This is a genomic window from Actinotignum sanguinis (assembly GCF_003957255.1).
Classification (GTDB): domain Bacteria; phylum Actinomycetota; class Actinomycetes; order Actinomycetales; family Actinomycetaceae; genus Actinotignum; species Actinotignum sanguinis.
The window spans coordinates 20,847-32,920 of the sequence record NZ_QDIE01000020.1 but is presented as its reverse complement, the minus strand read 5'-3'; the positions used below and the strand labels follow the sequence as shown (position 1 = coordinate 32,920).

Annotated in this window: 8 protein-coding genes; 3 read left to right on the top strand and 5 right to left on the bottom strand. The window is 63.5% G+C overall.

Annotated elements, in window-relative coordinates; genetic code table 11:
* Nucleotides 1-182: 182 nt before the first annotated feature.
* The 5 genes from DDD64_RS06100 to DDD64_RS06080 form a co-directional block, all read right to left on the bottom strand.
* On the bottom strand, nucleotides 183-734 hold the full coding sequence (locus DDD64_RS06100) for a YbbN family protein (RefSeq protein WP_126135511.1): 552 nt from the start codon (nucleotides 732-734) through the stop codon (nucleotides 183-185).
* 158 nt (nucleotides 735-892) lie between these two features.
* On the bottom strand, nucleotides 893-1,867 hold the full coding sequence (gene trxB / locus DDD64_RS06095) for a thioredoxin-disulfide reductase (RefSeq protein WP_126135510.1): 975 nt from the start codon (nucleotides 1,865-1,867) through the stop codon (nucleotides 893-895).
* A gap of 124 nt (nucleotides 1,868-1,991) precedes the next feature.
* Nucleotides 1,992-4,526, bottom strand: coding sequence for a protein kinase family protein (locus DDD64_RS06090; RefSeq protein WP_126135509.1), 2,535 nt, complete (start codon nucleotides 4,524-4,526; stop codon nucleotides 1,992-1,994).
* Nucleotides 4,527-4,562: 36 nt separating this feature from the next.
* On the bottom strand, nucleotides 4,563-7,109 hold the full coding sequence (locus DDD64_RS06085) for a DUF6049 family protein (RefSeq protein ID WP_126135508.1): 2,547 nt from the start codon (nucleotides 7,107-7,109) through the stop codon (nucleotides 4,563-4,565).
* Nucleotides 7,106-7,645, bottom strand: a complete 540-nt coding sequence (locus DDD64_RS06080) for an NUDIX hydrolase (RefSeq protein ID WP_126135507.1) — start codon at nucleotides 7,643-7,645, stop codon at nucleotides 7,106-7,108. The genes DDD64_RS06085 and DDD64_RS06080 overlap by 4 nt, the downstream gene beginning before the upstream one ends.
* A 90-nt stretch (nucleotides 7,646-7,735) precedes the next feature.
* Here DDD64_RS06080 and DDD64_RS06075 point away from each other — a divergent pair, with 90 nt between their 5' ends.
* The 3 genes from DDD64_RS06075 to DDD64_RS06065 all read left to right on the top strand — a co-directional run bounded on the left by DDD64_RS06075 (nucleotide 7,736) and on the right by DDD64_RS06065 (nucleotide 12,039).
* Nucleotides 7,736-9,175, top strand: a complete 1,440-nt coding sequence (locus tag DDD64_RS06075; RefSeq protein WP_164545937.1) for a CCA tRNA nucleotidyltransferase — start codon at nucleotides 7,736-7,738, stop codon at nucleotides 9,173-9,175.
* Nucleotides 9,157-10,470: an MFS transporter gene (locus DDD64_RS06070; RefSeq protein WP_241227466.1), complete on the top strand. Its 1,314-nt coding sequence runs from the start codon at nucleotides 9,157-9,159 to the stop codon at nucleotides 10,468-10,470. Before DDD64_RS06075 ends, DDD64_RS06070 begins: the two co-directional genes overlap by 19 nt.
* 159 nt (nucleotides 10,471-10,629) lie before the next feature.
* Nucleotides 10,630-12,039: an AI-2E family transporter gene (locus DDD64_RS06065; protein ID WP_126135505.1), complete on the top strand. Its 1,410-nt coding sequence runs from the start codon at nucleotides 10,630-10,632 to the stop codon at nucleotides 12,037-12,039.
* The last annotated feature ends 35 nt before the right edge of the window (nucleotides 12,040-12,074 follow it).

The following is a 12,074-nucleotide window of genomic DNA, read 5'->3' as shown; positions in this document are numbered from 1 at the left end:
AAGACTATTAGTGGGAAGGACGTTATTGCTTGACCGGTATCTGATATCCAGTCCTTATTAGTATCGAAACCAGAGAATGACAATCATGATTCGAGAACACAGATACACCACTACCCAGGACTTGACCAGTTCTTATGGGGCAGTAGCGTACCCGCAATGAAAGGACCGTGTCAGCTCCATATTTATTCACGTTGTAAGCGACGGCCGAAAGGTGGCGCCAGTTCTGAAAGGTGGGCTAGCAGTTCAGCCCGGATGTCGAGTTTGGGAACTAATCCCGCGAACCGCGCGTACTCCTCCCCTTCGTATACGAGGAGCAGGGTGGGCAGCCACTCGAGCTTTGGAATGAAAGCGCCTACTTCCTCCCACGGATGCTGCTGCATGTCATGTGAGGCAAGATCCGAGGGGGTAATACCGCCATAACCCAAGGCTCGCTGGATCGCGTACGTTATTTCTTCGGATAGGTCAGTGAAATCTAGCCGATGTTCCGGGGCACCGCCCGGCAAGATGTGCTGGATATCGGCATCGGTGGTGGTGGCGGCTGTGCGCCGCGGACCAATTGGTGGTTCGGTAAGAATGTCCAGGTTGATGCACCAGGCGTCGAAAGTGGCGTCCGGAATTAAACGGTGGAGGTCGACGACGGTCTCCTCGAAAATGACGCGCATCGGCCGATCATAGGGAACCCACGAGGCAGTGTAGAGCAGCAGAGTAGGAACATCATGCCGGTAGGCGTTCATGGCACCTCCTTCTGACCGGGGTGGGTAGATCCCCCGCTCAACTATTTTAAAAGCCGAACTGGCGAGGCAGTTAAAAAGGTCCGCCTCGCCGGTTCGAACATGAAGAGAAGCGCCACCGTACACCGCGTGCTTAGGTACAGGGGCTACCTTCCCTGGAATTACTCTGCGCTATTATCCGTGGCGGCGTGCTGCGCCGCGAGATTTTCAAGATAGCGTTCCGCATCGAGAGCCGCCCGGCACCCGGTGCCAGCTGCGGAAATAGCCTGGCGGTAGTACCGATCCACAACATCCCCGCAAGCGAAAACTCCGGGAACCGAGGTTTCGGTATGGGGGTGGTTGACGACGATATAGCCGCCGTCGTCCAACTTAAGCTGTCCACCGAGGACCTCCGTACGCGGCAGGTGACCAATGGCGACGAAAAGACCAGTCACATCAAGATTGGAATCTTCCCCTGTCACGTTGTTGTGGAGGGTGATGGCCTTCATGGATCCGCCATCTTCTCCGCGAATATCGGTGACTTCGCTATTCCAGTGCATAACGATCTTGGGATCGGCCAGCAGGCGATCCGCCATAATCTTCGAGGCGCGCAGTTCATCGCGCCGGTGGATAACATGCACCTTGGTTGCGAAGCGAGTGAGGAAGAGGGCATCCGTCACGGCGCTGTCCCCGCCGCCCACCACGGCGATTTCCTGATCTTTGAAGAAGAACCCATCGCAGGTGGCGCAGTAGGAAACCCCGCGGGAGGCGAACATAGTTTCGCCGTCCAAGCCGAGCTTTTTATAGGCTGAGCCGAGGGCCAAAATCACCGTGCGTGCCCGGAACTCTGATTCGTCGGTGCGGATGATCTTGATATCGCCGCTTAGGTCCATGGAGAGAGCGTCGTCGTACTCCATTTCGGCACCGAATTTTTCGGCCTGCTGCTGCATATTAGCCATAAGGTCCGGCCCGAAGATTCCATCCGGGAAGCCCGGGTAGTTTTCCACTTCGGTGGTGGTCATAAGGGCGCCGCCGGCATCGATGGCACCGCCGATCACCAGCGGCTTGAGGCCGGCGCGCGCGGTGTACAGCGCGGCGGTCCAGCCCGCCGGCCCGGATCCGACAATGATGACGTCACGAATATCGCTCTCGGTCATGTTTCTCCTGTGTTCTTGTGAGTGAGCGTGCCGCGTTGCGCGAGCACACCGCTCCCCATCGGGCACAACATTGGGTACAACGTCCCGGGATGTGTAGCTATTCCCAGCCGGTTGTAAACACCGCTTATTTCACGCTAATTTCGGAAATCTGCAGCTTGAACTGGCCCGCCGCGTTCTTGGGCAACTCCGTGAACCACAGCACCACGTGATCACTGTTTACCGGCGTTGGTGCCGTGAGTGTTGTTTTCGCGCTCATGGTACCCTCGGTCACCACGGTACCGCCGCTGGGCTGCTCAGCTGTGGTATCACGCCACTGCACATGTCCACCCTGGCCGTTCAACTGCAAAGTGACTTCTTTGATAGTGGACGGCTTCGCCAGGCGCAGCTCAATCCCCATCCCCTCTTTGAGCAAGCCAAATTTTGGATTTCGCAGGTATTCCCAGCTAGCCCATTCCGTTGCCAGATTCTTATCGATAGCAAGCGGAAGGGTCTGCGGGTAGTCTTCATCCGCCTCACTCTTATGCGGGTTGAGAAGATTCGCTGAAACAATTTGCGGTGCCGTGGAGCTGGGCGTGGGCGCGGCACTCGCACTCGGCTGGGCACCTTGACCTTCCGAAGTCTGTGCATCGGCCGAAGCTGTGGGCGGGGCAGAAATAACCGGCGGCCGGGTGGAGACATCCGTGGGCCGGAAGAAGGTGGATACCGCGAAGTACAGCGCCACCAAAACCAGCGCAATCGCGCCCACCACAATGAGCTTAGAAGAATCGAAAATGCGCGATCCGAGGGCGCGCCCGTTTTCCTCATCGGTAATAATCGGCCGCGAGGGAGCCGGTGGCCGGGTGGCGGGCTTACGATCCCCGCGGGTGCGGGCTGCTACCTTTGCCGGAGCGGTGCTTGCGCGTGCCGCCGTTGAAGCTGGGTGAAGGCGGGGGGATTCATCGCCCCCGTGAGGCGACCCGGTTCGCTCCTCGTCGGTGCCGCTCATAATGGAACGACGCTGCGGACTCGTCGCACTGTGAACACTGTTTAAAGTAACTGTGGGTGCGGTATCACTTTCATGTTCCGGGGTGGCGCTTGCAGGTTCCACCTCTTTACGTTCTGCCGCAACACGCGCAGCCGCGGCGCGTTCGGCAGCTTCATTTTCTGCCGCCTCACGCTCGCATTCCTCCAGTTCACGTTCCGCTTCGCGTAGCGAGGGGAAATGCGGTTGGAATCGCGGCGTTGCGGCATCCTGAGCGACGCCGCCAGCGGCATCCTGACCACCGTGGCTATCGATGTGGGCCGCGGAAGTTCCCTCAGTCCCTGTTTCGCTCCGGTCGTGGTAAGCAGTGTTTACCTTACTTTCTTCACCGCGGAATTCTTCCGGTGATACCCACCGGGGGTGGAGCTCCACGTCAGGAGCTGCGGCAATACCCAATTCTGTATCAACCGCACCCTCGAAATTCGCTCCGGAAACTCCGGCGGGGTCCAATTCCTGGCTTCCGATAGCCGATGAAGCGGAGGTAGTCGCGGTGCTGGCAGATACACCGGCGGTATCAGGATCCGCGTCGGTATCAGGCACCGTTTCAGTAGCAGGTGCAGCTTCGATATCAGGTGCAGCTTCGGTAGCGGGCGTGGTCGCGGTATGAGGAGCGGTCTCACCCGCGTGGGTTATTTCCTCGGGTGCGGTAATCCCATCGGGTTCGGATGGCTCGCCGGCATGTGTACCGGACTCAGCAAGGGTCCCAGCGCCCACGTCAGGTGCTTCGGTTTCCGCACCGGTGGCAGCTGCGACGGCGTCGTGCTCAGAATCAGCGGCGCCGAAGGAAACGTGACTCGAACCCAAGGTGACGCGGCCGATCGCGCCCCCGCGCACATGCCCGCCCAGCGGGTCGAAACCGAAACGGGAATCCCCGCCGCCGGGAAGCTGCGGCGCTACCAGCACCGGAGCGGGGAATTCACGCAGGTCAGGCCGGTTGAACGGGACGAGGCTGCGCAGCACTTCCCCGGGGGAGAGCAGGCGTTCGGGGGAGAGGGTGCGCCGGAACACTTCCCGAATGTCATCGGGGAGGGAATCATCGCGCGCCAGTGCCTCGAGCGTAGTTTCATCCGCCTGCGCGCCTTCAAGCAGGGTCGCCAAGAAAAGCACCAAGTCAGCGGCCTCGGCGTTATTGAGACTGGCTGGATCGTATTCATCCGTCCGCGCACCGGCCAGAGCTGCGTCAATACCGATGCCATCCAGGTACACATCCCCGGCATCGCCCACTCGCACCCGCGAAGGAGTAATACGTAAATGCCGCATACCGCGGCCGGACACCTGGGTGAGGATCGCGGCGAGTTCACACACCACGGCCTTGGCTTGCTCGGGCTCGAAACCCTCCCCGTGCACATACCCGGTGAGCGACGTGCCCAGCGGGATCTCACTCACCACGAAATTTTCACCGACGGAAAGCGTGCGCACGATATGCGCGTCGTCGAGCAGCCCGGTGCGCCGCGCCGCATCCAGCGCGTCCGCGCGCGTGGAAATATCCCCGATGAGCAGCACTCGCACCGCGGTGCCCAGCGCATCATCCACGGCATACCACTGTTCGGTACCCGCAATATCAAGTTGCTCTTCGTACAAATTCTCCAGGCGGTAGCGACCGGCGAGAGTCATGCCCCTGGTTCCGATGGCGCTCACAGTTCCTCCTTGCCGTGCCTCGCGGCCACATTACTCCTATGGTATTTCGTGTTCCTCGCGCAGTTTATCGACGGCGCGCGGCCCGGCTTCTTCCGCCGCGCTAGCCTCACGTAAATTGTGGAGATGTTTTTCAGGGTCGATGCCGCCCGAACGCCGCCCGCTGCGCAGACTGCGCGCGATCCCACCGAGCAAGAGCACCCCGAGCAGTGCGCCAATAATATACGTCCCCGTGGTTTCCCACCCGGCGCGCACCCGCACATTAATATCCTGAACTGCGCCGATCGGCGTACCCACCGGATCGGTCACCGCGGCCGTCACCGTGACATTCCCCGAACCGGAAGCCTGCACCGGTACCGCCACCGTCACCGAGGCGGCGGGCGGAATCGTTGCCGCAACGGGATCGGAGGGCACGATGCGGAAATCTTCGGCGCGTAATTCCACCACCGCGCCCACGGGAACGGGAAGGGAATTATGCACGTGCACGGGCAGATCCGCGCTTTCCGAAATGATATTGATCGTGGAGGAGGGCTGAACCGTGACGGCGCCGGCCATCTCCTCGGCCAGCTGCGTGAGCTGCGCGGCTAGCTCCTCGCGCTGTGCGTGGTGGTCACGTAGCGCCACTCCCGCTAGCTGTGCGGCGTGATGGGTGACCGGCCCGGTGATATCTGCGGGCCGCGGGGTCAGGGCGGCCGTGGTGGAAATTGTGGTGACGTGTGCATCGCCGCGGGCCAGCTGCGCTGCGGAAATCTCCCCGGGCAGCACGCGCTCCTCGGGAAGCTGGGCACACCCGGCCGCCGGTTTCTCAAGAAGGTCACCGGCTGGCGTGGGCGCCAGCCACGGCGCGCTCGTAAGAGCACCGAGCGCAGCCCCGATATCGCGATCCGGCAAAGCACCGGCCCGCGCCAGCGCGGCACTTTCCGGCCGATCCACCAGCACCACTTGGGCGCGCGGTGCGGCGGGCAGCTCCCGGTAGGTCGCCGCCGAGAGCGCGAGGGCTGTTTGGCGGGCGTCCATGGCGGAGAGGCGGCTCCCGGAGGCTTCCGGTAAACCTTCCCCACCTCCGGAGGCCAGCGCATTCGCCTCGTCCAAGCTGGGCAAATATCCCTGCACCAGGGCGGAGAGCACGCCGTCCGCGCGCAGTGCCGCGGCCTCATCCGGACCTGCTGCGACCTCATTCGAACCCGCCGCGGTTTCCTTCGTGCCGGCCTCGGAATCCGCATCCGCAACGTCCGCGCCTTCCGCGCCGGCACCGCGAGTCTCGCTCAAAGAACACGTTGTCGCATCCTCCGCATCGAGCGGAATATTCACCCGCCCGCTCGGGCTGAGCCAGGAGGCATGCGCCGCGTCCACATCGGTGGTGATGAGCGCCGCGGCACCCGCATCGCGCAGCGCCCGCGCGGTGGCCCGGTCCACCCCCAGCGCTGTCACCGCAATATCCGAACGCGCCGCAAAGCCGGAAGCCAGCGCCGCCTGGACCGCGTCCTGCCGTGCCAGGGCGAGCTTATCCGCGCGCCCGGCATGGGTGAGCGCGGCGGCATCCACGTCCGCACCCAAACCGAAGAACACGCTGGTCCCGGTCGCGGATTCAAAATTGCGCAGCGCGGCCCGCTCCGAATCACCCGCGATAAGAAGCGGGTCGACGGCCGCACTCACACCCGGGTGCGCAAAATACTCCAGGGTACTGAGGCGATGGGGTAGCTGCGCGGCCTCCGGTGCGGAACTCGAAACAGAAGGCGGTGCCGAAGAACCGGGTGCGGTGCTCGGGGCCGACGGCGCAGCCGGGGCACTCGCCCCCTGGGATGCTGCCGGCGCGGATGGCGCGGCGCTCGCACCCGGATCGGAAGCGGATGCGCCGCCCGGTTCGGCGGTGCTTTCCGAGGTGGCGGAAGGGGTGGTTGGCGAGGCAGCGGCCGTGCCGGCCGAAGTTGAAGGTACAGGTGCCACCACCGGCGGCTGCGGGCTGGCCGCGGGTGCGGGTCCGGTAAGGCTAGCGTAGACCTGCTCCTCGAGGGCCGGGGTGCTACCCACATCGCTCAGGGAGCGCGTAACCGGCACAATCGCACTGATGGGGGCGGGCGCGGCGTCGTCGCCCGGAGCGGTGACGATAAAACTGCGGTCCGTTGCCGTTTCCCCATCCACCACGGCACTCACCTGGACCCCGCGCGGCCCCCACTCGGCGGGAATCCGCTCCCGCGGAACCGAAAAGGTAACGCGGGTGGACGTTCCGGGCGCAATATCCGCATCCGGGGTGAGGGTGTCATAGAGGGCCAGGCCGGCGGGCTCCGCGCGCATGAAGCTGAGCACCGCGCTGCGCGAGGAGGGTACGTAGCGCTGGATATAGAGCGAGACCGAATTAAGATGCCGTGTTTCCGTGGTGGAATTCGTCACGGTGGCGGTGAGGGTGAGGGTGGCGTCCTTACCGAGAACCGGGGCACCTACGTCCACGATCTCCACGCTGGGTGCGGAGGCCGGACGTACCGGAAGAGCTTGCGCGCTCAGCGGCCCCCCGGCGCTCAGCGGCCCCCCGGCGCTCAGCGGCACCCAGGCAGCCACCAGCCCGGCAAGCGCGCCCCGCCACATCATTCCTCCCCCGCGAGAATCGCGCGGGCCGAGGCCACAATACGGCGTTCATTGGGATAGGCCAGCCGGGATGCCACGCGATCCAGGCGCACCCATTCGGCCTTTTCCGCTTCGTGATCCGGGTCGTTATCAACGGTGATATGCCCGGTGATTCCCTCCAATAAAAAGTGGTGGACAACTTTATGGACGCGGTGGTTAGTGCCGGAGAACCAGTAATCAATAGTGGCTAAATGCATGAGCACCCGCCCGGTAATCCCGGTTTCTTCCGCGATTTCCCGCACGGCGGCTTCTTCGGGAGTTTCATTGCCCTCCAGGTGCCCCTTGGGGAGGCACCATTCCAGCCGCCCGCCGCGGTTACGTCGCGCGATAACGGCCACGTAGGCTTTCCCGCCGCGCACCCCGATAACGATTCCCCCCGCACTCGTTTCGTTCACCACCGGAAGAGAGTGGCGCCGCGCAGAGGCCTGGTGCGCGGCAGCGGCGCGCCTCCAGGATCTACGGCCCCCGAACTTGGAGGGCAACGGTGCTGACTTCGACATACCTCTAACACTACAACTAACGGTCAGGGCCCCCGGATGTGGCAACCTTTAAGGGTGACCACTTCTCAACAGACTCCGCAGACTCCGACAATGGACGATATGCCTCCGGGCCAGCGCCGCGCCCTCCTGCTCCTGGCAGGCCAGCGCGCCCTGGCGAATCTCCCGGACGACATCTTGCAACTAGCTTCTATCTTCTCAGATCACGGCGAAGAATTGGCCCTCGTGGGCGGCCCGGTTCGTGACGCTTTCCTCGGCGCACCCATTCACGACTTCGATTTGACTACCTCGGCGCGCCCGGAAACCACCGAAAAACTCCTGGCCCGGTGGGGAACCACGTGGGATATCGGGCGTGAATTTGGCACGGTGGGGGCGCGGCGCGGTGACCTCGTCGTCGAAGTAACAACGTACCGTTCCGATACGTACACCATTGGTTCGCGCAAACCCGATGTGGATTTCGGTGACAACCTCGAAGGTGACCTTACCCGGCGCGATTTCACCGTCAACGCGATGGCGGTGCGCCTGCCCGGTCTTGAACTGGTGGATCCGTGCGGCGGGGTGGCTGACCTCCTCGCCGGGCAGTTGCGCACCCCCGTCACGGCCGCGCAGTCCTTCGATGATGATCCGCTGCGGATTATGCGGGCCGCGCGGTTCGCGGCGCAGCTGCGTTTCGATGTGGCCCCGGATGTTATGCGGGCGATGGAAGATTACGCCGAGCGCCTCGAGATCGTCTCGCAGGAACGTATCCGCGCCGAACTGGAGCGCCTCATGACCGCCCCGGCGCCGCGCCGCGGCATTGAGCTGCTTGTCCATACCGGCGTGGCGGAACGTGTGCTGCCCGAAATCGCGGCGCTCACCGATACCGTGGACGCCCAGCACCGCCACAAGGACGTGTACCAGCACACCCTGCAAGTGGTGGATAACGCCATCGCGCTGGAAGATGAGGAGGTGCCCGGGCCGGATCTCATCCTGCGCCTGGCCGCGCTGTTCCACGATATCGGCAAGCCGGCCACCCGCCGTTTCGAACGTGACGGTTCGGTGACTTTCCGCCATCACGATGTGGTGGGCGCGAAAATGACCCGTGCGCGCATGCGCGAACTGCGTTTCGATAAAACGACGACGAAAAGCGTGGCGCGCCTCGTTGAGCTGCACCTGCGGGCTTTCGGATTTGGCGAACACGACTGGACCGATAGCGCGGTGCGCCGCTTCGTGCGCGATGCCGGGGAACTCCTCCCGCGCCTACTGCGCCTCATCCGCGCCGATATCACCTCCCAGAACCGGCGCCGGGTGGCGCGCCTGCACGCCGCGAATGACGAACTGGAACGCCGCATTATCGAGCTACGCGAACGCGAGGAACTCGAGGCGGTACGCCCCGATATTGACGGCACCCGCATTATGGAATTGCTCGGCCTCGAGCCCGGCCCGCAAGTGGGCAAAGCCCGCCAGTACCTCCTCTCCCTGCGTCTGGACGAAGGCCCGCTGGGTGTGGAAGAAGCCGAGAAGCGCCTGCTGGAATGGTGGGACGCCCAGTGAAACTCGTTGGCGATCTGCGCTCCCTGGCCCGGTCGCGGGGATTCCTCAAACTGCTGTCCGTTCGGCTCGTCACCCAGTGCGGGGACGGCATGTTCCAAATCGGCCTGGCCTCACTGTTCTTCTTCAACCCGGCCGCGAACGCGGATGTGCACGGGGTGGCGCTCTCCCTCGTGGTGCTACTCCTGCCTTTCTCCCTGGTCGGGCCTTTCACCGGTCCGTTTATTGACAGGTGGCGCCGCCGCCAGATCCTGGTGTACGGCAACCAGATCCGGGCCGGGCTCACGGTGGCGCTGGTGGTCACCACCCTGGCGAATATTGTGTGGCTCACCTATGTGCTGGCCCTCGTTACCCTCGGGCTCAACCGGATTCTCCTCGCGTGCATGAGCGCCGGGCTGCCCAATGTGGTGGAATCGCGCGAGCGGTTGCTCGTGGCGAATTCCCTGGTGCCGACCCTGGGCGGGGCCTCCACCGCGCTGGGCGCGATTCTGGCGTTCTTTTTGCGCCTCGCGCTGCCCGGGGAAGAAATGCAAAAAGTGGGGGCGCTGGTGTGCGCACTGGCGCTCTACCTGGGCGGATCGGGGGTGGCGAGCCTGCTGGGGCGCGATGAGCTGGGCCCGCATTCCCGCCCGCACGGTTCGTTCGGCCCGGCGCTCGCGCAGGCGGCCCGCGACCTCGTGGCGGCGCTGCGCTACCTTATTGCCCGCCGCACCCCGGCCGCGGCCCTCACCACCATGTCCCTGCACCGTTTCGTCTACGGAATGCAGTTCATCGCCATCGTGCTGGCCGGCCGTAACCTCTACGCCGACCCGGCTAATGCCGATGCCGGCATCGCCTACTTCGGCATGCTGCTCGGCATGATGGTCCTCGGGCACGGGGTTTCCATTATTCTCACGCCTCTCGCTCACGAACGCATGAGCCCGAGCTGGTGGGTGGTGTGCGCGCTGGTGGGCGGCACCGCCGGGCAGGCGATTATCGCGGCGACCACGGACCTTGGCTGGGTGATGGCCGGGCTGTTTATCTTCGGGATCGGGGTGCAGGGCGCCAAAATCGCGGTGGATACCATTGTGCAATCCGATACCGCGGATACTTTCCGCGGTCGCGCCTTCTCTATTTACGACGTCCTCTTCAATATTTCCGAATGCATCGCGGCCGGGGTGGCGATTCTCGTCTTGCCGAGCATCGGATGGTCGCGCGAGGTGCAGCTCGCCCTCATCGTCATGGTCTGGTGCGTGGCGGGAGCGTATGCGCTTTTCGTGCGTTCCAGCGGCGGGCGGCCCACCCCGGTCACGCTGTAGCCGCTCCGCTCACGGTACGACGCCGCCACCGCGACCCGCCGCGGCACGTTGGGTGCGGGGCGCGGGCAATCCGTGCGGGGCGCGGAAAACTGGCAAGATAAGAAGTAAATGACCCGGCGCGCATCCGCCACCGGGACTCCCAGCAGGACGGAGGATCCTATGGCCGCCACTCGACCAGGTGATATTCCACGTGATCGTATTGCCCAGGCTATTAACACCCTGCCCACTCAGGTTGCTGGCTCCCGGGCGGGCAACGATAGCGGCGGTGAGGAGAGCGCGGGCGGTGCGGCGTCGTCGGCTATAGGACGAGCAAGCGATGCGGAGAATTCCGGCGCCGGTGAACAAAGCGGCTCCGGGAACTCGGAGGTGAACCGCGGCACGGATGCGGGTCGCGGCGAGGATTTTGGGGTGAAGCTGCTGCACGCGGCGGCACTCCTCACCATCGTGTGCGTGGGCCTCTACCTCATTCACGATTTTGTGGGGCCGGTGTTCCTGGCTCTCACCCTGGTATTGACGGTGCGCCCGGTACATCGCCTCCTCCTGCGCCACCACGTGCCGCGGTGGCTGTCCGGAACACTGACCGTGTCCATTATTGTGGTGGTGCTCCTCGCGGTGGTGGGTTTGACGGCGTGGTCTCTGGCCGGACTGCCGCGCACCCTCATGAGCTACGAAGATAAATTCACCAAGCTTTTCCAAGACACCATGACCTGGCTGGAAAGCCTGGGTTTGAGCACGGATCAGCTCAGTCAGCGCCTGGGTGACGTGCTCAATATGGACACGATTATTTCCCTGCTCAGCCAGGCCTCCGGGGCGCTCATGAGCGTGGGGAGCCTCATGTTTGTGCTGGCGCTCGCGATTTTCTTCATCACGATTGACACCCTGTCCGTGCCGGCGCGCGCCCGTATCGTGCGCGATCACGATCCGGATCTCTACCGTGCCCTGGCCTCCTTCGAGGGGCGGGTGCGCCAATACTGGCTGGTGGCCACCCTCTTTGGTTTGCTGGTTTCCACCCTCAATTATTTCGTCATGATGTGGTTGGGGATTCCGCTGGCACTGGCCTGGGCGCTGTGGACCTTTGTTACGAATTACATTCCGAATATTGGTTTCATCCTCGGTGTGATCCCGCCGGCACTCATGGGGCTGGTGGATAGCGGGCCGGCCACCGCGCTGTGGATTCTGGTGATTTTCACCTTCCTCAACGTCACGATTCAGGGCGTGCTGCAGCCGAAGATCGTGGGGGACGCGGTGGGATTGTCCACGACCGTCACCTTCCTTTCGCTGCTGTTCTGGGCGGTGGTGCTCGGACCGCTGGGAACGATTCTCGCCGTTCCGCTCACCTTGTTTATCAAGGCGATTTTCGTGGATTCTTCTTCGCGTTCGCGCTGGGTGGAGGCTTTCCTCGTGCCCGAATCGAATGCGAAAACTCGCGCGGAGCGCGGCGTCTACGATCTTGACGAACCGGTCCGGGAAATTTACCGTGATTTCACTTCGCGGGATTCCGAGGTGCGGACCAAGATGCGGGATCTGCGGAAGATTTCGCGACGCCGTAAGAAAGGGATCCGCGGGTAGCTTGGACCACGCGGGTTAGCCACGAGCGTGTGACC

Excerpts from the sequence above, each read along its gene's own strand:
- DDD64_RS06100 (WP_126135511.1), bottom strand. The coding sequence starts at position 734 with ATGAACGCCTACCGGCATGATGTTCCTACTCTGCTGCTCTACACTGCC.
- trxB (WP_126135510.1), bottom strand. The coding sequence starts at position 1,867 with ATGACCGAGAGCGATATTCGTGACGTCATCATTGTCGGATCCGGGCCG.
- DDD64_RS06085 (WP_126135508.1), bottom strand. The coding sequence starts at position 7,109 with ATGATGTGGCGGGGCGCGCTTGCCGGGCTGGTGGCTGCCTGGGTGCCG.
- DDD64_RS06080 (WP_126135507.1), bottom strand. The coding sequence starts at position 7,645 with ATGTCGAAGTCAGCACCGTTGCCCTCCAAGTTCGGGGGCCGTAGATCC.
- DDD64_RS06075 (WP_164545937.1), top strand. The coding sequence starts at position 7,736 with ATGGACGATATGCCTCCGGGCCAGCGCCGCGCCCTCCTGCTCCTGGCA.
- DDD64_RS06070 (WP_241227466.1), top strand. The coding sequence starts at position 9,157 with ATGGTGGGACGCCCAGTGAAACTCGTTGGCGATCTGCGCTCCCTGGCC.
- DDD64_RS06065 (WP_126135505.1), top strand. The coding sequence starts at position 10,630 with ATGGCCGCCACTCGACCAGGTGATATTCCACGTGATCGTATTGCCCAG.